Origin of the sequence: Shewanella sp. S1-49-MNA-CIBAN-0167, assembly GCF_040310145.1 — a bacterium.
Classification (GTDB): Bacteria; Pseudomonadota; Gammaproteobacteria; order Enterobacterales; family Shewanellaceae; genus Shewanella; species Shewanella psychromarinicola.
This window is the reverse complement of record NZ_JBEOPO010000011.1, coordinates 35,529-58,256: the sequence shown is the minus strand read 5'-3', so window position 1 is coordinate 58,256 and position 22,728 is coordinate 35,529. Positions and strand designations below refer to the sequence as shown.

15 protein-coding genes are annotated in these 22,728 nt (G+C 43.6%); 10 read left to right on the top strand and 5 right to left on the bottom strand.

The genetic code is table 11. The annotated features are described in order from the left end of the window. Positions 1 to 3: 3 nt before the first annotated feature. The 4 genes from rnhB to AAEZ00_RS07055 all read left to right on the top strand — a co-directional run bounded on the left by rnhB (position 4) and on the right by AAEZ00_RS07055 (position 7,801). Positions 4 to 642: a ribonuclease HII gene (gene rnhB, locus AAEZ00_RS07070; protein WP_164839506.1), complete on the top strand. Its 639-nt coding sequence runs from the start codon at positions 4 to 6 to the stop codon at positions 640 to 642. A 109-nt stretch (positions 643 to 751) separates the two neighbouring features. Further along, a complete protein-coding gene (gene dnaE, locus AAEZ00_RS07065; RefSeq protein ID WP_351088483.1) occupies positions 752 to 4,228 on the top strand; it encodes a DNA polymerase III subunit alpha in 3,477 nt (1,158 codons plus the stop codon). Between the two features lie 9 nt (positions 4,229 to 4,237). Continuing rightward, a complete protein-coding gene (gene tilS / locus AAEZ00_RS07060) occupies positions 4,238 to 5,710 on the top strand; it encodes a tRNA lysidine(34) synthetase TilS (protein WP_101032266.1) in 1,473 nt (490 codons plus the stop codon). 474 nt (positions 5,711 to 6,184) lie between these two features. Next, positions 6,185 to 7,801 (top strand): M28 family metallopeptidase, encoded by a 1,617-nt coding sequence (locus AAEZ00_RS07055; protein WP_502959320.1) that lies wholly within the window; start codon positions 6,185 to 6,187, stop codon positions 7,799 to 7,801. Between the two features lie 361 nt (positions 7,802 to 8,162). Here the strand turns inward: AAEZ00_RS07055 and AAEZ00_RS07050 are convergent, their stop codons facing one another. Then, complete coding sequence (locus AAEZ00_RS07050) at positions 8,163 to 8,450, bottom strand: hypothetical protein (RefSeq protein ID WP_351088481.1); 288 nt, start codon at positions 8,448 to 8,450, stop codon at positions 8,163 to 8,165. A gap of 791 nt (positions 8,451 to 9,241) precedes the next feature. After that, positions 9,242 to 10,333, bottom strand: coding sequence for a peptidase C39 family protein (locus tag AAEZ00_RS07045; RefSeq protein WP_351088480.1), 1,092 nt, complete (start codon positions 10,331 to 10,333; stop codon positions 9,242 to 9,244). A 74-nt stretch (positions 10,334 to 10,407) separates the two neighbouring features. Here AAEZ00_RS07045 and AAEZ00_RS07040 point away from each other — a divergent pair, with 74 nt between their 5' ends. After that, a complete protein-coding gene (locus AAEZ00_RS07040) occupies positions 10,408 to 11,859 on the top strand; it encodes a RimK family ATP-grasp domain-containing protein (protein WP_124011876.1) in 1,452 nt (483 codons plus the stop codon). 89 nt (positions 11,860 to 11,948) lie between these two features. On the opposite strand, the gene dgcS is transcribed toward AAEZ00_RS07040, so the two are convergent. Continuing rightward, positions 11,949 to 12,830: a diguanylate cyclase DgcS gene (gene dgcS / locus AAEZ00_RS07035; protein WP_124011875.1), complete on the bottom strand. Its 882-nt coding sequence runs from the start codon at positions 12,828 to 12,830 to the stop codon at positions 11,949 to 11,951. A gap of 161 nt (positions 12,831 to 12,991) precedes the next feature. Between dgcS and AAEZ00_RS07030 the strand changes: the two genes are divergently transcribed. The 5 genes from AAEZ00_RS07030 (at position 12,992) to AAEZ00_RS07010 (ending at position 21,056) form a co-directional block, all read left to right on the top strand. Beyond that, positions 12,992 to 14,944: a monovalent cation:proton antiporter family protein gene (locus AAEZ00_RS07030; protein ID WP_124011874.1), complete on the top strand. Its 1,953-nt coding sequence runs from the start codon at positions 12,992 to 12,994 to the stop codon at positions 14,942 to 14,944. 645 nt (positions 14,945 to 15,589) lie between these two features. After that, positions 15,590 to 16,714, top strand: a complete 1,125-nt coding sequence (locus tag AAEZ00_RS07025; protein WP_124011873.1) for a HupE/UreJ family protein — start codon at positions 15,590 to 15,592, stop codon at positions 16,712 to 16,714. Between the two features lie 146 nt (positions 16,715 to 16,860). Beyond that, complete coding sequence (locus AAEZ00_RS07020; RefSeq protein ID WP_124011872.1) at positions 16,861 to 17,151, top strand: hypothetical protein; 291 nt, start codon at positions 16,861 to 16,863, stop codon at positions 17,149 to 17,151. A 243-nt stretch (positions 17,152 to 17,394) separates the two neighbouring features. After that, entirely contained in the window at positions 17,395 to 20,610 is a 3,216-nt protein-coding gene (locus AAEZ00_RS07015; RefSeq protein ID WP_124011871.1) for a DEAD/DEAH box helicase, read from the top strand. Between the two features lie 59 nt (positions 20,611 to 20,669). Then, positions 20,670 to 21,056, top strand: a complete 387-nt coding sequence (locus AAEZ00_RS07010) for a hypothetical protein (RefSeq protein WP_351077107.1) — start codon at positions 20,670 to 20,672, stop codon at positions 21,054 to 21,056. 12 nt (positions 21,057 to 21,068) lie between these two features. On the opposite strand, the gene AAEZ00_RS07005 is transcribed toward AAEZ00_RS07010, so the two are convergent. Next, positions 21,069 to 22,082: an oxidoreductase gene (locus AAEZ00_RS07005; RefSeq protein ID WP_124011869.1), complete on the bottom strand. Its 1,014-nt coding sequence runs from the start codon at positions 22,080 to 22,082 to the stop codon at positions 21,069 to 21,071. Between the two features lie 9 nt (positions 22,083 to 22,091). Beyond that, the gene (locus tag AAEZ00_RS07000; protein ID WP_351077104.1) at positions 22,092 to 22,706 is read right to left on the bottom strand and encodes a LysE family translocator; all 615 of its coding nucleotides are present in this window, start codon (positions 22,704 to 22,706) and stop codon (positions 22,092 to 22,094) included. Positions 22,707 to 22,728 lie beyond the last annotated feature (22 nt).

Below are 22,728 nucleotides of genomic sequence, written 5' to 3'. Positions count from 1 at the left end.
AATATGTTGACATTACCGGTTGTGATAAAAAATATTACCCCTGAACAAGTGGCCATCATTTCACAAGGGCTGGTTGCCGGTGTTGACGAAGTTGGACGTGGTCCATTGGTTGGCGATGTGGTAACGGCTGCTGTGATCTTAGATCCGAGTAACCCCATTGTTGGACTCAATGATTCAAAAAAACTGAGTGAGAAACGCCGTAATGCTTTATATCAAGTGATTATGGAAAACGCATTATGTGTCAGTGTCGGCCGTGCAAGCCCTGTTGAAATTGATCAGTTAAATATTTTACATGCCACCATGCTGGCAATGCAGCGCGCCGTTGCTGGCTTAAGCCTTCAACCAGAACGAGTATTAGTCGATGGTAATCGTGTGCCCGATTTTGGTATAGCCAGTCATGCAATCATAAAAGGTGACGGATTAGTGGCCGCCATCAGTGCAGCATCCATTATTGCCAAAGTCACTCGTGATGCAGAGATGGACACCTTAGACAGTCAGCACCCACAGTATGGTTTTGCTAAGCATAAAGGTTATCCGACCAAAGCGCACTTTGAAGCATTAGCCTTGTATGGCGTGTTAGCGGAACATCGTAAGAGTTTTAAACCTGTCGCCCAGCGCATTTTGCTTCAGGATACATTTTGATAATACCCAGATTAACCGACTAAATCGTTGGAGAAAGTCGCTTAGTTTGGTAGTCTAAATCCCGCTTTTTCGTGTTATTACATTCATCTTTTTCGAAGAAAATTAATCTATGTCCGATCCTCGTTTTGTTCATTTGCGCGTCCACAGTGATTATTCAATGTCAGATGGCGTTGCCAAAGTGAAACCGATTATTGCTGCTGCTGAAAATCAGGGTATGGCAGCGATAGCGTTAACCGATCAAAACAACTTTTGTGGTTTGGTAAAGTTCTACAGTGCTTGTCATGGCGCTGGTGTTAAACCTATTATTGGTGCCGACTTTTGGGTGCAAACCCCAGGTTTTGAAAAAGAATTTTGTGCCTTAACCATTATCGCGATGAACAATGAAGGCTACCAAAATCTGACGCAATTGATCAGTGAGGCCTATCTTCGCGGTCATGTCCAAAATCGAGTGGTGATAGACCAAGACTGGCTGATTAAATTTAACACTGGCTTGATTATTATCTCGGGTGCCAGAGATGGCGACGTGGGTAAGGCATTATTAAAAGGCAATCAAAACCAAGTTGACTCATTAATTGAATTTTATCAGCAGCATTTTGAAGACCGTTATTATATCGAGCTTATCCGCACAGGCCGTGCAGATGAAGAACGCTATTTACACATGGCGGTTGGGTTAGCATCATCAAAAGGCTTACCTGTTGTCGCCACCAACCAAGTGGTTTTTTTAAAGCAAGACGATTTTGAGGCCCATGAAATTCGGGTGGCTATTCATGATGGTTTTACCTTAGTCGATCCACGCCGTCCCAAAACCTATAGCGATCAACAATACCTGCGAACCGAAGATGAGATGATCGCGCTGTTTGCCGATATTCCGTCGGCGATCCAAAATAGCGTTGAAATTGCCAAACGCTGCAATGTCACCATTCTATTAAACGAATATTTTCTGCCCAATTTCCCTACGGGTGACTTATCCATCGAAGATTTTTTGGTTAATGTGTCACAAAAAGGCCTAGAAGAGCGTCTCGAATTTTTATTTGCTGATCCACTCGTTCGCGCCGAAAACCGTGGCGGGTATGATGAACGTCTCGAAATTGAGCTGAAAGTGATTAACCAAATGGGTTTTCCTGGTTACTTCCTTATTGTGATGGAGTTTATTCAATGGGGCAAAGACAATGACATTCCGGTTGGACCTGGTCGTGGTTCTGGAGCCGGATCGTTAGTGGCTTATGCACTAAAGATTACTGACTTAGATCCACTGGAATACGACTTACTGTTCGAGCGTTTCTTGAACCCTGAACGAGTCTCGATGCCCGATTTTGACGTCGACTTTTGTATGGATCGTCGTGACGAAGTCATTGACCACGTTGCCGAGTTATACGGTCGAGAAGCGGTATCGCAGATTATTACGTTTGGTACTATGGCGGCCAAAGCGGTTGTTCGAGATGTTGGCCGCGTGTTAGGTCATCCATACGGTTTTGTTGAACGTCTAACCAAAATGATCCCTGCAGAACCTGGAATGACACTGGCTAAAGCCTTTGAAGTCGAGCCATCGCTTCCTGAAGCCTATGATGGTGATGAAGATGTAAAAGAGCTTATCGACATGTGTCGTCGCTTAGAAGGGGTGACTCGTAACGCCGGTAAGCATGCGGGCGGGGTGGTTATTGCCCCCACTCGAATTACTGATTTCGCACCATTATATTGCGATGCCGAAGGCTTAAACCCGGTGACTCAATTTGATAAAAACGATGTAGAAACGGCCGGTCTGGTTAAGTTCGATTTCTTGGGGCTGCGTACCCTAACGATTATCGACTGGGCACTCAAAATGGTTAACCGAGTGCAAAAGCAAAAAGGCCTCGATAATATCCGTATCGACGCGATCCCATTGGATGATCCTGCCTGTTTTAAACTGTTACAGCGTTACGAAACAACGGCCGTATTCCAGCTGGAATCTCGCGGCATGAAAGACTTGATTAAGCGTCTGAAACCCGACTGTTTTGAGGACATGATCGCACTGGTGGCTTTGTTCCGCCCAGGTCCTCTGCAGTCAGGCATGGTAGATAATTTTATCGAACGTAAGCATGGACGTGAGGAAGTCTCATACCCAGATGCCGATTATCAGCATGAGTCTTTAAAAGAGCTGCTAGCACCGACTTATGGCATTATTTTGTACCAAGAGCAGGTGATGCAGATTGCTCAGGTATTGTCGGGTTATACCTTAGGCGGCGCGGATATGCTGCGTCGTGCAATGGGTAAGAAAAAACCTGAAGAAATGGCCAAGCAACGTGGCACGTTTAAAGAAGGGGCCATTAATAACGGCATAGACGGCGACCTGTCGATGAAAATCTTCGACTTGGTCGAAAAATTTGCGGGCTACGGTTTTAACAAATCTCACTCTGCCGCTTATGCGTTAGTCTCCTACCAAACCTTGTGGCTTAAAACCCATTATCCAGCTCAATTTATGGCAGCGGTAATGTCTGCCGACATGGACAACACCGACAAAATTGTCACCTTAGTGGATGAATGTGAGCGCATGGGCTTGCCGTTAATTCCACCCGATGTGAACAAAGGCTTATTTAAGTTTACCGTCGATGATGATCTGAATATTGTTTACGGTATTGGCGCGATTAAAGGGGTCGGTGAAGGCCCGGTAGACTCTATTTTAGACGCCCGTAAAAATGGACCGTTCAGCGATCTTTTTGATTTCTGTGCTCGAATTGATTTAAAAAAACTCAATAAGCGAGTGATTGAAAAACTGATCTTTGCGGGGGCATTAGACCACCTTGGCCCACATCGCGCATCAATGATGGCGACCTTGCCACAAGCCATCAGCGCCGCGGCGCAACATGCCAAAGCCGAAGCCATTGGCCAGAATGACATGTTCGGTTTATTGAATAGCGAACCTGAAGACAGCAAACAAAACTTTGTTGAGTGCACGCCTTGGCCTGATAAAATTTGGCTTGATGGTGAGCGCGAAACATTAGGCTTGTACCTAACGGGTCACCCGATAAATCAATATTTAAAAGAGCTTAAGCAATACACCAGCGGCCGCTTAAAAGATATTCACCCAACAGAGCGCGGTAAAACCGTTAAAGTGGCAGGGTTAGTGGTCGCTACGCGGGTGTTGCTCACTAAGCGGGGGTCTAAAATGGGTCTGGTCACCTTAGATGATAAAAGTGCCCGCTTAGAAGTGATGTTATTTACCGAGCCGTTTGAAAAATTTGGCCAGCTGATTGAAAAAGATCGTATTTTAATTTGTGAAGGCGATGTCAGTTTCGATGACTTCTCTGGTGGCAATCGCATGAATGCCCGTAACATTATCGAAATCGGCGAAGCACGCAGTCATTTTGCTAAAGCTGTTGAAATCAAGGTTGACGCATCGCAAGTGACATCTGAATGGCTAGAAACCTTTGAGCAAACCTTAACCCCTTGGCGAAATGGCGTGGTGCCTGTGACTATTGATTATGCGCAACCCCAAGCCAGCGGTAAAATTACCTTAGGTGATGAATGGCGAGTCAATCCCAGTGACGAGTTGATATTAGCGCTTGAAAGTATGCTCGGCTCGACTAATGTTAAAATCGTATTTAACTAGGCGCATACCATGACCGTAAAATCCTCGGCCTCAGAACCAATGACGGTAGAACAATTGCTCCATTTACTTGAACAAGCGTTAATGCCGCTTGTTCACGTGACAGCATCGCAACATGAACATACGCCTAAGGTCGTGTTGGCTTACAGTGGTGGGGTTGATTCTGAAGTATTAGCGTATGGACTCAGTGCGTTTGCGCAAAAATACCCGCACATAGCCTGCTTACTTATTCATGTGCATCATGGACTCAGCGCCAATGCAGACACTTGGGTACAACACTGTATAACGCGAGCAGGGCATTACCAATTACCGCTGCAAATTGAGCGAGTCAAGGTTGATAAAGGCCCAAGACAAAGCTTAGAAGCACAAGCACGCGAGGCCCGTTACCACGCTTTTGACCGCTACCTCAATCCGGGTGATATTTTACTGACCGCCCATCACCAAGACGATCAACTCGAAACCCTATTATTGGCGTTAAAACGCGGCCAAGGGCCAAAAGGGTTGGCGGCAATGGGCGCGATACAAGCATACCAACAAGCTTGGTTAGTCAGACCGTTATTAGAGATCAGCCGTGATCAAATAGAGCAATTTGCACTTCAATACCGTTTAATCCATATCGAAGATGAAAGTAATCAAGACGACAGCTATGATCGTAACTTTTTACGACTCGATATTATTCCACGCTTAAAGCAGCGCTGGCCCAGTATTGCAGCTACTGCAGCCAGAAGTGCGGCATTATGTGCTGAGCAGCAAGGTGTTATAGATGATGAAGTGAGTCATCGCTTACCCGACTGGCTAATAGTGCCAAGCGATACAAATGCACTAATGACCGAATCAACTGGGTTTAAGCTCACTGGGTTTGGTCAATTAAGTGGCGCATGGCAAGCATTACTGTTTCGCGGTTATCTCATCCATTGTGGCGTCAGTTTACCTTCGCAAGCGCAATTACAGCAGATACTGTCACAACTGCTAGCGGCAAAAGATGATGCCAATATGTCGATCCAATGGGGCGACTATCAAGTTAAACGGTTTGCAGGCGTGGCATACGCGCTTAACAATAGTGAGCTTGAACCATTAGCGTCCACCCAACTCAGCGCTGATTTTAATAGCCTATTAAATGGCGATGTGGCCGATATGCTGATGGATGTCTGCCAGCATCAATATCATTTAACCCAACAAACAAGGGTTGATAAGCCTTTATTAGTTTTGCCGCCAACGAATAGCAAAGTGACCCTTCGCTACGGCGGCGTCGGCTCTATTAAGTGCCAGCCGCAATTTGCCTCGTCACAACGTCAAAAACCGCGTGAGTTAAAAAAGCTATGGCAAGAATGCAATATTCCACCTTGGCGACGCCAACAAATCCCACTGATTTTTTATGATGAAGTGTTAGTCGCCGCCATCGGCTTATGGATAGATAAACGTTATGTAGCGCAAACCGGTGAACAAGGTATTAGTTTTTTGATAAAAAGCGCTAAAAAACGATAACAAGAGGTAAGGCTATAACAACGGCTAGGCGCTAGAGCGCTTCGCTGCTAGAAACTATAAAAGCGATAGCAATAGATAACGGCGATGACAATAGATAACGGCGATGAAAAGCAATAACAAGAGGTAAAGGCGGTAACGGCTGTTTGTCATGGTCAAGTGAGCCTGTAAATAATTTTCTGTAGGACGCAGTCCACCCTAACTACTAGGTTCTTAGCCGCCGTTTCCATGAGAGCAGCGTTCGCCTACCATCGCTCAGCATCGCTTGCCACCGCCTACCATCCCTCGAGCCATCAGTTTGCCGTTAAGCTTTTATAGCAGCGCAGCGCTCTAGCAGGACGCAGTCCGCCCTAGCTTCTAGGCGCTTAGTCGCTCTTATCGCCAGCCATCGCTTGTTACCGCCTGTCATCTCTTGTTACCAACTGTTTGACGTTGTTTCATTTTTCCATCAGCGCAGCGTGCTTTTTTGCTGCTACAATGATTTTTCTCAATACTCAACAGGGGACGTTGTCCGTGAATACTTTTCGTTTATTGGCCGTGTTTGGTGTTTTTTTGTTGCCAAGCGTGAATGCTGCGCCATTTCAATTTGATCAAAAAACCTATCGTCAAGATGTGCAAACCCTCGCCAGCGATAAATTTGAAGGTCGTGGGCCCTTGTCACATGGTGAGAAGCTGACGGTGGAGTATGTAGAACATGCATACAAGGCCATGGGGCTTAAGCCGGGCTTTGGTGATAGTTACCGTCAAGCTGTGCCGATGGCAAAAATTACTGCTGACCAAACCATGCAGCTTAACATTGGTGAGTTGGTTTTTAATAATGGCACTGATTTCACCGCGCGCACTGAGCAAGTTTTGCCTCAAGTTGCGTTAGATAATAGCGACGTGGTGTTTGTTGGTTACGGCATTAATGCCCCTGAATATCAGTGGAATGATTACGCTAACATTGATGTAAAAGGCAAAACCGTCATTGTGCTAGTGAATGATCCTGGCTTTGCTACGCAAGATCCTGACATTTTTAAAGGTAATGCCATGACCTATTATGGTCGTTGGACTTACAAATACGAAGAAGCGGCAAGGCAGGGGGCTAAAGCGGTATTTATTGTCCACGAAACTGCACCCGCCGCTTACGGTTGGAATGTGGTCGAAAACAGCAATACCAATACCAAGTTCACATTAGTCGATAATAATAAAAATCAATCACATATTGGCGTGATGGGTTGGGTTCAACATAATGTAGCCCAAAAAGTGTTTAACGCCGCAGGGCTTGATTTTGATAAGCTAAAACTGACTGCAGCCAACGCTGGATTTAAGTCTATTCCGCTGAAGCTTAACGCTAATTTAGCGGTAAAGAATACTATCGAATTAGCCACATCCTATAACGTAGCAGGGCTATTACCTGGCACCAGCCAAGCCGATGAATGGTTGGTGATGCATGCGCATTGGGATCACTTGGGTAAAACAGTTCAAGATGGCCAGACTCGCATTTATAACGGTGCGGTCGACAATGCCTCTGGTGTCGCAGGCGTGTTACAACTTGCTCGTCATTTTAAAGAGCAAAGCAAAGCGCCAAAACGATCTATTTTATTTGCTGCGTTTACCGCCGAAGAAACCGGTCTTATTGGCGCGCAATACTTTGCTGCCAATCCGCCGGTGCCAACTAAGCAATTAGTGGCGTTTTTAAACATTGATGGCATGAATGTCGGTAAAGGCGTGGATTATATTTTGCGTTATGGCCAAGGCGTATCGCAGTTAGAAACCTATCTAGATAATGCTGCCAAAGCACAAGGTCGCACGGTTAAAGCCGATCCTCGGCCGCAAAATGGCTTGATGTTCCGTTCAGATCACTTCGCCTTGGCTCAGCAAGGTGTGCCTGGGTTGATGTTTATGAGTTTAGGCGATACCGATCCAGATTATATTGCCCATAAATACCATCAAGCTGCTGACGACTATGATGCCAATTGGGATCTGGGTGGGGTTGAGCAAGACTTAGCCTTAATAAGTGATATTATTGCACAGCTAGCCAATAACAATGACTGGCCAAAATGGCTCGAAGAGTCAGACTTTAAAAAACGTCGCGCTCAAGACGGTAAATAGTCGCAATATTATTTGATAAAAAGAGGAGGCGAAAGCCTCCTTTTTTGAGCCATTAAATCTATTATTTGAACAGTCCAAAGCGTCAGTTAAAGATACTATAGGACAATAAATTTAGCGCATTTTATCACTTGTCTTTGGGCTCCAAGGTGTTAGCTCTAAAGCGCTTTAAATGACGATTTGCATTAGCCAAAGCATGCCAATCTGGTCGTTACTAACGCGGTCAGTAACAGCAGGGGAAATGTCGTTATTTTCTGTCAATATGGCGAAAATGAAGTTTTTTTTGCTGTCAGATTAAGGGCGAAAAATACAGTTTACACTGCCCCCACTGATCAGCCCCCACTTATCCTGAATAATAACCCCCCTAAATGACATCCTCAGCTCTCGATTTGGTTTTTGCTTCTATAGCTGAACCACGTACGGTGATTTCTAATAAACGCTCTGTACCTTTACACCTTTTAGCTAATGGTAATAATTGAGATTTAAAATCATTATTATCAATTAAGTTTTCCATCGCACTTAACGAGATTTCATACTCACCACAGTTTTCATTTGAGCATAAATAATGCCGTTTGTTTTCATGGTCCGTTTTCATGTAATTTGAATCCGAATGACAAAGGTAACAACTGTCAGAAAATTGATTATTATTCACAAATTATCCTTAGGTATAACGTTGTAGTATTTGTGCTGTTTGCAAGGCACAAATCGCTTGTTGGACTTGACCGACGCCTAGTCTAAATTAATGGGTCTGCTTTATGGCTTATGCAATGGGAAACTGGCGTTTTTTGATGCTGGATCTGGGCTACAGAACAGATTTGGATCAATAGATATCGTGTAGTGGGTCGGTTTTTCATTGAAATTCCTTTTCATCATATATTGCTATCATACATCTTTGAGTCTAGCGGATCCAATGAGGGGTAAATTCTATTGAATTTTGGCTATACGCCACGGCTTAGTTTATCAGATTATTGAACTAAGCCCGATAAAGTCGACCACTTAAGTTATTGTTAACATTGTCATTAACCAATTATGTTATTGATTTAATTGTATTATTTTTTAATGTATTTGCATTTTATCTGTTGTGGCAAGTCAAAGCTATCTTAAATATTATCAATACATTCACGATTAGTTGGTTTGGATAATCTCGATAAATGGTATTTACCGCTCATTTTACAACATTTCATGCCCCCGTATGCTCTAAGACTTTCAGGCTTTATAATAAGATAAGCCAAAGCCGTCTAAATTTGCAGTCAAATGCTGGATTAATCCCCATGGCGACCTTTTCGCTATGATTGTGAATATGGCTTTGAAAAATGTAGCCGGGCGACTTATCGTGGCTAATTTTTTTATCAAGAGTAAAGAGGGAACAGGCGCTAGTTTCCTCTTGGTCTGGTGTGGGCGAAGTGCCATGCCGTTAGTGGCCGCAGGCTATAAATCACCGCGCTAGGATGCGGACTTAACCACTAAACACGACACTTGTTTCTGCTTGCCATACTGCATCACCTGCGCCAGCTCAGATTGACTAATCGGTACATAAGCCGCATTAATGGCGTCTTTTTGCGCTTCAACAAACGGGTCATGGATAAACATAAACTGCTCGTTATAGCCGCTCAATACCACCCAGTGGGGGCCTTTTTCACCATTGAATCGATAAGTACTTATCATTAATAACACCCCATAGCCGCTGTCTATCCAGTGGCGAAGTTGTGCCAGTGTCGGCGATGCGTCATGTATTTCAATGTCTTGCTCTGACAATTGCTGACAAAAGTCGTCATGCACAATGGTGATAACGGCTTTTTTATTACTGTCACGAACACTATCAATAAACGGCACCGACGTTGATTGGCTGTACATCTCAATCTGTAATCCGCGTTTAATGGCCGCTAAGGCTAAACCATGAACACTGCAACCGCCATGACCGCTGGTCATAAAAATAGTCGTGGCTTCGCGCCAGATGCTCAGCTCATCAACTCGACTAGGGAGATATTGTGGCTTTACGGCACTCATGGCCATCATTAAACAAGCCGCGCCACAAGTAAATGGCGTGGTTTGTACGTACAAAGGAATTTTGATAACTTTGCTTGGCCCTGGTGGGTCTAAGCGTTTGTGCATGCGCACACCATCAGCTAAGTCGTCATAATAATGCACTAAGGTTTTTAGCACCTTATAGCCCATTTTCAGATAAAGATTTTTGGCCGCTATATTGTCGTTTCGCACTTCTAGGCGTAATGTAATGAAGCCTCGCTCGATGACAGTGTGTTCACATTGTGTGACCAGCTCAAAGGCAATGTTGCGGCCTCTAAACTCGGCAGTAACGGCAATAGAATAAAGTCGAGCTAGTCGCGTGCCACGATGAAACAACACGAGTGCATAGCCTGCAAGTGTGCCGTCTATGTCGGCCACTAATAAGCTGTCTAGTGGCGAATTAACAAAGCGTTTCATCTGCCGAGAACTGATTTTATCGCCGCTAAAAGCATTGTGTTCGATATGGTTAAGTTGGGGTAAATCGCTGGGGATAGCTTGACGAAGCAGCATGAGTCGGCTCGAGTTGGCAAACATGATAGTGGGTTAATTTTCGCGCTAAACCGCACAAGAGGCAATAGATATTTATGGCTCAGTTTTTAATTGTCACCGACGATGTTAATGATTGGCGTCCCTATTTACCCAGTGACAATATGGTCACGGTTCATGATTATTTAGAAATGGGGGCATTTTCAGATAAGAGTGCCATGCAAGTGATTAACTTGTGCCGCAGTTATGATTATTTAAGCACGGGCTATTACTGCTCGCTAATGGCTGAAGCTCGCGGTCACAGAGTGATCCCTAGGGTAATGACCATTAATGATTTATCTCAGGACCGTTTTTTTAGTTTACCGCAAGTCGGTTTAGATAAACTGTCAGATACGCTGAACGAAATCACCATGAAGCTGTATTTTGGTTATTGCGATAATCCGTCACTTGATAAGCTTGCCCGTAAAATTTTTGAACGTTTTACCGTTCCCGTATTACAAGTACGTTTATTAAAAATGGCGGGTAAATGGCAAGTGGATGCGATTGAGCCTGCTGCATTTCAAGATTTAACCGAGCCAGAACAAGATTTATTTGCTAAGTACCTCGAAGTGTTTTCACAAAAAGTGTGGCGTTTACCGAAACCGTCAAAGCGCTATCGTTATGAAATTGCCATGTTGGTGGATGAACATGAGAAAATGCCGCCATCAGATAAAGCGGCACTGAAACTCTTTACTAAGTCGGCTAATCGTATTGGTATGGATTTAGTCCAAATTAGTTCTCATGATCTCGCTCGGCTAAGCGAGTTTGATGGCTTATTTATCCGTTCAACCACTAATATCAGTAATTTTACATACCGGTTTGCTAAGGCGGCAGAGCAGCTGGGGCTAGTGGTAATGGACGATCCTGAATCCATTATGAAGTGTACTAATAAGGTGTTTTTAACTGAGCTATTAAACAAACATAAAGTGCCTGTACCCAAAAGTTTAATCTTTAAAGCATCAGATAAAAACTGGGCAGAAAATGTCATTAGCACCATAGGATTGCCTATTGTGCTTAAAGTACCCGATGGCGCATTTTCGCTCGGGGTGGTTAAAGTTAACGACCGTGAAACCTTGCTTGAACAAGCAGCGATAATCTTTGAGCACAGTGCGCTAATTTTAGCGCAAGCGTTTATGCCAACCGATTATGATTGGCGGATTGGGGTGTTAAATCGTCAACCTATTTACGCCTGTCGTTATTTTATGAGCCGCGGTCATTGGCAGATATATCAACATCACCAGAGTGGCCGTGTCAGCAGTGGTGATTTTGACTGTATCGATTTAAAAATGGTGCCGCAAAATATTGTCGATGCCGCAGTCAAAGCGTCTAATTTAATTGGTGCGGGATTGTATGGCGTCGATTTAAAAGAAATTGACGGTAAAGCTTATGTGATTGAAGTGAACGACAATCCCAGTATTGATCATGGGGTAGAGGATTTGTTTTTAGGTGATTTAGTTTACGATCGGGTGATGACGGAATTTTTAAGGCGTATTCAGCTTCGAGGGATGTAATTAAGATAAAGTGATCAACCAAGAAGCCCCTAAAGAAGGGCTTTTTTTTCGGCAATTAGTTGTCAGTATGGCGTGGGGATAAGGTAGCGCTAATTAGCGCTAATTCGGAAGCAGTTTCTGCCAGCGGCTTTTGCGCAATACATTGCTTTATCGGCGCGCTCATATATATTTTCTGCATGTTGCTGCGGTAACGACTCCGCAATGCCTAAACTGCACTGAATGTTATATTCGGTGAGCTCAGAATGTCTCGGCATCATATCAATAATACGTTGGCATACTATTGCCGCCGCATTAACATCCCCTTGGGTAATAATTACAAATTCGTCACCGCCAATTCTAAAGGCTTGGTCAGTATTACGAATGGCTTGATTAATTAACGCAGCAAAACCCACTAATACGTAGTCACCCACTTTATGGCCATATGCATCGTTAAGTTGTTTAAATTTATCTAAATCTAATACAATTAATGACACTTTACCTTGTTGGCGATTAGCTCGTGCTAATGCGATGTCGATAGCTTGGCGATAATAATAACGATTACCTAGGTCTGTTAGTGCGTCAAACATGGCTTGATTAGACATGCTTTGATACTTCAACGCATTATTCAACGGTTGAATTAATATACTCTCTAGTTGTCCCAAGGTTTTCTTTTGCGACGAACTCAGTGGCGCAGACAATTGATACGCTATAGTAAAGGTATCTTGGTTATCGTTGATAGTCCGTTTCAATTCAATACCGTAGTGACGTCCCCAAACAAATTTTTGTTTATCTAGGATCAACTGCAGTCCTTTAACCGGCAAATATTGTCCTAGGATCTTGCCAAAACAGGCAAAAACTGTCCGAGGATCTAAACTTCCATGTAGTTGTTGAATCACTTGAACAAGGTCTAACTCAGGCTCTATATTCAAGTAAGCGTCTGAACGGTACCAGTAATCATCAGGATATAATTCTGTTGCTATTGAAAAATCCATTGTATTTCTTCCAGTACGTTACAACTAATTACCGTATTGTTAGCAATAATCGTGCCTATGAAAATTTTTCTATAGTTATTAGTTGGTTGTTGTTTTATTGTAGGGCTAACAAAATGTTCAACCCCCTTTCGACAGTTTTTTGACGAGGAGCCAAAGCCAGAATGGAACACAGCATTTTTATCCATATTTTGTCGATGCTTGTGATTGCGATTGTGGCGATTGCATTGTTACGTCGACTGGGTTTACCCGCCATTTTAGCTTATTTGCTAACGGGAGTGGTCAGTGGTCCCAGTGGTTTTCATTGGTTTACTCAGTTACAAATGCAGTCCGTAGCAGAGTTAGGCGTGGTGCTACTCATGTTCACTCTTGGACTGGAGTTTTCTGTCCCTAGGTTGTGGGCGATGCGCCGAACGGTTTTTGGTTTGGGTAGTACCCAAATGCTGGTAACGGCTTTTGTTGCGGGCGGTATTGCCATGTTAGTTGGGCAAAACTTAGTGGCAGCGGTAGTCATTGGCTCTGCCATTGCCTTGTCGTCAACGGCCATTGTGTTGAAGTTGCTTAATGAACAAAACTGGTTAAGGCGCAGGCACGGCGAGCTGTCGGTCAGCGTGTTGTTATTTCAAGACTTAGCTGTGGTGCCTCTATTGATTTTAATGCCGTTATTAGCCAATGGCGGTACCGAAATGAGCTTCAATAGTATCGCATGGGGATTGCTCACCGGTATTTTGGCCTTTTTAGGCTTGATGTCATTCGGTAAATGGATATTGCCACGAATTTTTGACGAAGTGGCACGCTCACGTTCAAATGAGTTATTTGTGTTATCAACCTTAGTTGTGGCCTTGGTGACAGGTGCTTTTACGCAATGGCTTGGATTATCGATGGCATTAGGGGCGTTTATTGCAGGTATGTTACTTGGCGAAAGCCAATATCGACGCCAGTTAGAAGCCGACATTAGGCCATTTCGTGATTTATTAATGGGTTTATTTTTTATCTCTATCGGCATGCTGCTGGATTTCAATCTGGTGATGCAATATTGGTGGCAAGTAATATTGATTTTGGTCGGTGTGGTGTTGAGCAAAATATTGATTATCTATGGACTACTAAGGCTAGTGGGTGAAAATGTTAAAATTGCCCTTAGTACCGCCATTAGTTTAGGTCAAGTGGGTGAGTTTAGTTTTGTGTTACTGGCATTGGCGGTAAATTATCAATTGCTCGACACTGAAGTGAGCACTGTGTTAGTGGCCGTGGCGGTGATTTCTATGTCGATGGCACCTTGGCTGATCCGCCATAGCGTTGATATTGCCAAAAAGGTCAGCGGTAATAAGCAGCCATCTAAACAAGATCCGATAGAGATTGTATTGCCTCATTCTGATGAAAGTGATGTGGTACTGATTTTAGGTTATGGCCGCGTAGGACAAACGATTGCCCGCTTTTTGAAAACTGAAGCTGTGCCTTACATGGTGCTTGATTTAGATCCCACCCGGGTCTCTGAAGCCAGAGCGGCAGGTGAAAATATTCATTTTGGTGATGCCTGCAAAATGGCACTATTGAAAAAAATAGGCATACGCCAAGCCAGTTTAGTGGTGGTGACATTTTGTGAGCCAAGGCAGTCTGAAGAGTGTTTAGCGGTGGCGCGTAAGCTTGCTCCCGATGTAAAAATATTGGTGCGCACTCGTGATGATGCAAACTTACATGAGCTTAAAGAAGCTGGTGCAACCCAAGTTATCCCAGAGTCACTTGAAGGAAGTTTGATGCTGGTTTCACAGGTGCTGTACAAATGTGGCGTACCATTACCGCGAATAATTAAACGCTTAGAATCTGAGCGTCGTAACCATTATCAATATTTACACGGTTTCTTTTCTGGCACAGAAACCGATTTCACCTTGGATTTACTCCATGCAGTGTCGCTGGCATCTGGAGCCAGTGCGGTCGGTAAAACCGTTGCCGATATTCCATGGCAAGCCTTGGATGTTGAACTTCGTGCCGTGCGGCGTAAAGGGGAGGAGATCGATCCTCCACCACCGGATTGGATAATAAGGCGTAACGATATTTTAATGCTGGTGGGTAAACCACGCAGTATCGAAAAAGCCGAAGAGTATTTGCTACAGGGATAGCTAACCTCATCTTGGGATAATCAGTGGTTATCAAACAATCCTTTGTCCTGCTAGCGGTCCTGCTAGCGGTCCTGCTAACTGTGTTGCATTGACTTGCTTGACTGACAGTAGACCCGCTATTGATGCAGCGACTCACTACCTGAATACGCCTTGTTAGCAAAACAAATAGCAAGTTTGATATTGCAGATTTGAATCAATTTATTGTTGTCGATTTACCCCATCACTTATAGCGAGTTGAGGTTAGTTATTCATTGGTTTTACCTGCAGTACGATAGAGATAAACACCATACTTCAATGTAATGGTGTTTTTTTATCATATTCATCGAGAACACCCGCTGTTCGACACTCAGTGGCGTATGAGTCGTTCACTTTGTTTAAGTGGCTCCAATGTGCTAGTTGCTGCGCCTAGTGATAGCACAAAACACCTGGCATTTGAGCAGACAACATAGTATCTAAAGGTTGATGTACAGCCCAAAAAATTACTTTACTTGGCCAAAATAAACTGGCAGGTAGCACGTCAAGTCAATAAGAGAATACGTTTAGAGCAGGCTAAGGCATTGTTGAGTCGCACTAAAAATGCTAAAAAGTGAGTTCCAGTCAGTCGCAATCTCTCTGTCAACAATGTAGCAAGTTAAGGATAAAGTAGTGAAGGTATTCACCCGATTTTTTTCTATGTTTAAAGGCTGTTTATTATTGTTATTGTTGCTGCTCAGTCATGGCTGTTTAGCCCATCAAATGAGCACCAGTTATTTGTCTGTCGACTTGGATAAGCAAGGGCAAATTAAGGGTGCTTGGCAAGTACGTTTGTTTGACATTAACCAAGTTGTCCCTATTGATGATAATCAAGATGGTGAACTTACTTTGGCAGAGTTACAAGCTCATCAGGTGGCGATAATTGATTATTTACAATCATCTTTAGCGATCAGTCGACAACAAGATTGCCCGCTTAGCTTTGACCCAATGGAACAAATTGTTCAGCACGCTAGCGAAGACTATCTGCTGGGATCATTTCAGGCTGAGTGCGATAGCCTTGGTGTGTTAACCATTAATTATCAAGCTTTTTTTAACATAGATACCGATCATAACGTTATCACCACCATTGGGGCGCCCGATCATCAATACGCTCGAGTGATCAGCAAGGATAACCCGATAATATTGATTAACTTAGGCGAAAGTCAGGCCAGTGATACCTTTGCTGAATATGTTTATCAAGGCGTTATTCATATCTGGAAAGGCACGGATCATGTTTTATTTTTACTGGCGTTATTGTTAACTTGCGTATTGGTCCGTGAACAGCGAGAATGGCATTCTATTGATAATCCAAAGCAAATATTTAAAGACACCGCATGGATTATCACTGCCTTTACCTTAGCCCATTCGGTCACATTGACGGCAACTGCACTGGGTATATTGAATTTTAGTAGCCATTGGGTTGAACTTGGCATTGCATTATCAGTGCTATTTGCGGCACTAAATAATGTTTGGCCAATAGTATTGCGCTTAGGGTGGATAACGTTTGTTTTTGGCTTATTGCACGGCATGGGGTTTGCTGGAGTATTAGGTGAACTTGGGCTGCCTGAAAATCAAAAACTATTGGCTATTTTAGCCTTTAATGTCGGCGTAGAAATAGGTCAGTTGGCCATTTTGGCTTTGGTGCTGCCCTTGTTAATATTTGTTCGCCATTCACTCTGGTATAGAAACTGGGGCATGCAGCTTGGATCGGTTGCGATCGGCATTATGGCCATACAATGGTCCGTTGAACGCTTTTAGGAGGCATGAATTTTTTATAGCCACCTTCAAACGGGAGCTACTATTTTAGCGTGATTGATCCAATGAGATTGTTGAACGTATTACGATGTACAAACAGAGGCGTCATAATGATTGTGATTACTTGGGTTATTTTATCATTGATAATAATGAGTTTTTTTGTATATAAATTGAATGTTATTACCCAAAATATTTGCCAATATATTCAACATCACTATCCTGAAGAGTATGCACATTGTGATCAAATGAGCAGCAAAATGGACCCAGTGCACAAGGACACTCAAATTCAGCTGATGGAGTCTTTTCATTCCGGTAACGTGTTGTTGCTGCAAGATCCCGCTTTGGAGCAGTTAAGACAACAATTATCTCGCTCAAAAATTTTGTTTGTACTCTCGCCTTTTCTATTAATGATAGTGATGACCATAGTCACCTATGGATGACACTCATCTGATAAGGGTAAACTTTTTTCTGTTTAATCTCGTATCAAAAGCACTTTTCAACCTTTGTTGTGCTTTGGCGAAGCCTTAGCTGCGCAATTGCAATAATATAATCAATTTGAGCAAGATTTATGTTCAATAGTTCAGCAAACCCTAGATATTGCGCGCTTTCTCCCATAGAATGACAAGTTAACTTTTTTATCAGCAGCCACGGTTTATTTTGCTGCGGTTTTATTAGGTATATTGATGTCGGCGAAACTGTTTAATCTCCCCATTAAGCTTTCATTAGAGATGATTGCGAAACTGTTTTCGGCCACGCAAATTCAAAAAGCTCAAAACTATTTGATCCAAGGCCGAGTGCTCGAAGTGACTGCTAGCAGTGATAACCATGACATTGAAGCTTATGTTGAAGGATCTGCTGCAGAACCGTATCGGCAAGAAATTACCCTTGTGAATGTTAATCACAAGATTGTGATGCGATCTCATTGTACTTGTCCTGTCAGAACCAACTGTAAACATGTTGCCGCGGCGATGCTGGCACTGGTTGATAAAAAACCGGTTGAAGAGCAACGTATTAACCAATGGCTGCGCCAACTTGACGAGCAAAAAACAGTTGCTGAGTTTGATGATGACGATCAAGAAGACAAAGACCGCATTATCTATGTGCTGTCCAGTGATCCTCACGGTATTTTTGTTGAATTTAAACGCAGTAAATTAAATAAAAAAGGTCAATATAATAAAGGCGGTAAGCTGGCTCTGACCGATATCCGTTATAGTATTCCGTGGTGGATTGATCCTGAAGATAAACAAATTATTAGCTTGTTGTTGTCGTCAAATAACCATGGTTCTAAAATTTACATCGAAGGCGAAATTTCATTTTTAGCGGTCACGAAAATGCTCGCTGCCGAAGTGTGTTTTTGGGAAGAAAATCGTACTCCATTGACGTGGGCTAAATCCATTACGCCAGAGTTTATTTGGTGCGAACTTGATAAAAAACACACCCAAATGCAAATGCGCATGCCTGGGTTGGATAACTGGGAATTTATTGCTACCGAGCCACCATTGTATGTTGAATTAGACTATCTGCGCTTAGGCAAAATAGACACTGATTTACCGATTAAAAAGTTGAGTTTGCTGCAACATATGCCGCCAGTTCCTCTTGCTCAAGTGGATGCCATTAGCCATAAAATGCTACAGCACTTTTCACCTAAAACGGTACCAGTGCCAAGTGAAATTGATTTTTGTGAGATTACTGAACCTCTGAATACTCGCTTAACCTTTACTCGTGAGTTTTTTAGCAGTAGTCAGATTATGCAACCGGTTATTCGGGTTGATCATTGTTACGGTGACATAATCTTTAATGCCTCAACTAAACCTGAACGTATTAGTCTAGTTAAAAAAAATCAGGTGCAATATCAAGTGCATCGGCATGTAGATCAAGAGTTAACCGCGCTGCAGTCATTAACTGATATCGGCTTGATTACCCTTGAACCTGATCCTGTGCTGGCCAGTTCACAGCAACCCTATTATGTCAGTGTTGGCTTACTACCTGAGTCAATCTTCGAATGGTCTGAGTTAACCAGTGATGGTTTTGATGCATTAAGTGCATTAGGCATGGAGATTCAGTTTGATGATGACTTTGACTTACAAATCACCGATGCGCAGTTAGATGTCGACTTAGTCGACGATGATGAGTCAGGGTGGTTTTCATTATCACTCAGCGCCGATATCGATGGTCAAAGTGTGCCGTTATTGGCCTTAGTGGCTCGTTGGTTGCAACAAAATGGTGAGCCAGCCGATGATGATGAATTAATTTTACCCGGCCCGAATGGCGGATTTATTAAAATTAAAGCCAAAACCATTAAGCCACTGATCAGCATTATCCAAGAACTATTTCATCGTAATTCTGGCGATGTTATCGCGATACCACGTAACCGTGCCCATATTTTGAATGATTTATCGGCCAGCGATGTACGGTTACTTAATGGCGAGCGAGTGCGCAATTTAGCCACTAAACTGGCAGAGTTTAAAGGGGTGATCCCGATTGCGTTACCCGATGGCTTAAATGCGACGTTACGTGATTATCAAAAGCAGGGTTATGATTGGTTGTGTTTTCTTAAAGAATATCAATTAGGTGGTATTTTGGCCGATGACATGGGCTTAGGCAAAACGGTTCAAGCTTTGGCTTTTTTACTTAAAGCTAAGCAAGAGGCCACCGAGCATCGCACCAGTTTAATTGTTTGTCCCACTAGCTTAGTCGGCAACTGGTTAAAAGAAGCCAATAAATTTGCTCCGTCGTTGAATGTGGTGGTGATCCACGGTAACAAACGCCAGCCATTATTAGATCACATTAGCGAGTTTGATGTGGTGGTAACTACGTATCCATTAATGCTGCGTGATGAATCCATTTACAGTGAATATGTGTTCGACCATATTATTTTGGACGAAGCACAACAGATTAAAAATGCTCAAGCCAAAGTCAGCCAAGTCATTAAAACCCTTAGAGGCCGCTTCCGTTTATGTTTGTCAGGCACGCCGCTTGAAAACCATTTAGGCGAATTGAAGTCATTGATGGATTTTTGTCTGCCAGGCTTATTAGGGCAGCACACCTACTTTAATAAACAGTTCCGTGGCCCGATTGAAAAGCAAGCCGATGTTGAGAAATCAGTGCTTCTGAGTAAACGTATTGCGCCGTTTATGCTGCGCCGTACAAAAAAAGAAGTGGTATCAGAATTACCCGAAAAAACCGTGATAATTCAAACCTTGGAACTGGAAAAAGACCAACGTAATTTGTACGAGTCTATCCGCTTAGTGATGGAGAAAAAGCTGCGTGAGTTGTTTGCCAAAAAAGGCGTATCAAGCAGTCATATTGAGTTTTTAGATGCTTTGCTGAAGTTACGTCAGGCCTGCTGCGATCCCCGTTTAGTTAAACTTGAACAAGCGCAACAAGTCAAAGATAACGCTAAAATGACGTGGTTAATACAAACCCTACCAGAAATGATTGAAGAGGGTCGTAAAATTCTTATCTTCAGTCAATTTACCGGCATGTTAGCGCTCATTGAAGATGAGTTAAAACGATTGTCCATTAGTTATAGCAAATTGACCGGCCAAACTCGTGATCGCCAAACCCAAATTGATGCGTTTCAAGAGGGTGATAACACGGTGTTTTTAATCAGTTTAAAAGCCGGCGGAACCGGGTTGAATTTAACCGCTGCCGATACCGTGATCCACTTCGATCCTTGGTGGAACCCCGCTGCTGAAAGACAAGCCACCGATCGCGCTCATCGTATTGGTCAGGTAAATCCGGTGTTTGTTTATAAACTGATTGCCCAAGGCACAGTGGAAGAAAAAATCCAGGAAATGCAGCAGCACAAACAAGGTTTAGCTGACAGTATTTTATCCGATGGCACTCAAGGTCCATGGCAAGGTAATGCCGACGATTTAATGGCTCTATTAAGCTAGTTTGCTGCTATTGAGTCTATGCTAATTGTATAAGTTTAAGGCTTGATGAGGTAACGCTATTGCCGCCAGTATACTTTAAGCGAGGCTCATCAGCGCCAAGACAACGGCGCTCAAATCACACAACACCTGCTCAGCATATGACGTATTTTGAGCAAGTGTTTGCCGAGCTTCGGCGTCACCCTGAAAAGATAGCCATTGTTAGGTACAATATTGCTCAGTTTCAAGCACAGCCATATCTGAAAAAAGGTCTGCACACGGCAATTGATCGTTTATTGTTGGTGTTTGAAGACGATAACGACATCGAACTCTTGTATCGCCAAGTGATGAGTGATGATAATATTGCGCTGCGAGTAAGACGCTACCCGCTGATTTTTAAGGGGATTATTAAAATTAATGCCGACAGTGTCGCCGGCAGTAATGTCGATGCTGATCTCATTAAAGATTAATCGTCTTTCGCGTTAACTCAAGGCTAATTCGGTCACCATCACCCGCGCGGCAAATTCACCGGGTCCGGCCAAAATAGCGCGACCAACGGCAACAAGATCAACTTGTTTTGTGGCGAGTATGGTCTCAATATAATCAACCGTTTCAATACCGCCTACGCCAATGACGGCAGCTGAGGTTTTGCCTTTAAGCGGCGCGGCATCGTCAACTAAAAAACCTTCGCCACGTTTATCTTTAGGCCGATTCCAACCACCAATTCCCGATGATACATTCAAAATTTCAACCCCAGCACCCACTAACCACTGAGCGACTTGACCCATATCCGTATGGGATAATCCACCTGGATAGCCATCTTGACCAGGGATCCGCGTCATCACAGCCAATCTTGGCGTGGCTTGTTTTATTGCGCGGACAATTTCTAGCAAAATTCGAGTTCGGTTTTCAAGGCTACCACCATATTGATCATCACGTTGATTGGTCAATGGCGATAACCACTGATTAATGCCGTAGCCATGGGCACAATGAATTTCGACTAAATCAAAACCCGCTTTATCGGCACGAATAGCGGCACTCACAAAGTCTTGCTGCCATTGTGCTATGTCATCGAGTGTCATTGCTCTTGGTGTCGGCAATACGCGGTCATAGGCTGGCACTGTAATGCCTGAAGGGCCCATCACATCTGAGCTAATTCCTGCACTGTCTTTACCGCCACAATGGGTAATTTGTAGACCTGTTGTCGCGCCTGCATGGTGTAACGCGCTAGCGATGATGCTAAGTCCCGCAATGCAGGCATCATCATGAGCGCCTAATTGATTCGATTCACTGCGACCAGCAAGATTGACGTGGCTGTATTCAACCATCACCAGCCCAGCACCCGATTGGGCTAGGTTTTGATAATGAGTTAGGGTTTGCTCGGTGGCCAAGCCATTATTGTCTGCGGTTTGCGATGCCATTGGTGGCACCACAACACGGTTTTTTAAGGTTAATCCATTGATTAACGTCAATGGGGCAAAGCGTAGCGCGGTCATTGCAACATCCTATATATTTATGGCTATCAATATGCCAGCAATCAACATAATACTGCCTGCAGTACGATTCATTATCGTTGCCGCCTTAGGGGAGGTAAATACCTGTTTTGCACTTGATGCCAAATAAGCATAAGTGAGATTAACTGAACCAAAAGAGAGGGCTGCAATGGTTAGTATGATAATGACATCGGTAAAGTCTACTTGGTTCATCGGCACAAAAGCAGGGAAAAAACTGACATAAAATATCAATGCTTTAGGGTTGCCTAAGGCGATTATAATACCGGTTAATAAATTTTTGGCCAGATTGACTTTCGGCGCGGCGGCTAATTGCACGCCGTTTGCTGTAGTGCGCAACATGCTGACCCCAAGCCAGCATAAATACAGCGCACTGGCGTATTTTATCAGCTCGAACGCTGGCCCCATAGCGTGAGCAATCGCCGATAAACCAAACAGTGCTAACAGGATATACAGAAAATCTCCGAGCAGCACCCCAAAGGTCATCGCAGCCCCATGTGTAAACCCATTTGAGAATGAGCGCGACACCACCGCAAAAACCGCCGGACCGGGGACCATCGCTAAAATGAGCATGGTGAAAAATAGCCCGATAACTTGCTGGAATATCATTAACTCACTTCAACTTGGGTTA

What these genes read in the sequence shown, in the direction of transcription:
- AAEZ00_RS07030 (WP_124011874.1), top strand. Translation starts at nt 12,992, where the DNA reads ATGGAACACAGCATTTTTATCCATATTTTGTCGATGCTTGTGATTGCG.
- tilS (WP_101032266.1), top strand. Translation starts at nt 4,238, where the DNA reads ATGACCGTAAAATCCTCGGCCTCAGAACCAATGACGGTAGAACAATTG.
- AAEZ00_RS07055 (WP_502959320.1), top strand. Translation starts at nt 6,185, where the DNA reads ATGATTTTTCTCAATACTCAACAGGGGACGTTGTCCGTGAATACTTTT.
- AAEZ00_RS07005 (WP_124011869.1), bottom strand. Translation starts at nt 22,082, where the DNA reads ATGACCGCGCTACGCTTTGCCCCATTGACGTTAATCAATGGATTAACC.
- AAEZ00_RS07040 (WP_124011876.1), top strand. Translation starts at nt 10,408, where the DNA reads ATGGCTCAGTTTTTAATTGTCACCGACGATGTTAATGATTGGCGTCCC.
- dnaE (WP_351088483.1), top strand. Translation starts at nt 752, where the DNA reads ATGTCCGATCCTCGTTTTGTTCATTTGCGCGTCCACAGTGATTATTCA.
- AAEZ00_RS07045 (WP_351088480.1), bottom strand. Translation starts at nt 10,333, where the DNA reads ATGCTGCTTCGTCAAGCTATCCCCAGCGATTTACCCCAACTTAACCAT.
- dgcS (WP_124011875.1), bottom strand. Translation starts at nt 12,830, where the DNA reads ATGGATTTTTCAATAGCAACAGAATTATATCCTGATGATTACTGGTAC.
- AAEZ00_RS07015 (WP_124011871.1), top strand. Translation starts at nt 17,395, where the DNA reads ATGTCGGCGAAACTGTTTAATCTCCCCATTAAGCTTTCATTAGAGATG.
- AAEZ00_RS07020 (WP_124011872.1), top strand. Translation starts at nt 16,861, where the DNA reads ATGAGTTTTTTTGTATATAAATTGAATGTTATTACCCAAAATATTTGC.
- AAEZ00_RS07000 (WP_351077104.1), bottom strand. Translation starts at nt 22,706, where the DNA reads ATGATATTCCAGCAAGTTATCGGGCTATTTTTCACCATGCTCATTTTA.
- rnhB (WP_164839506.1), top strand. Translation starts at nt 4, where the DNA reads ATGTTGACATTACCGGTTGTGATAAAAAATATTACCCCTGAACAAGTG.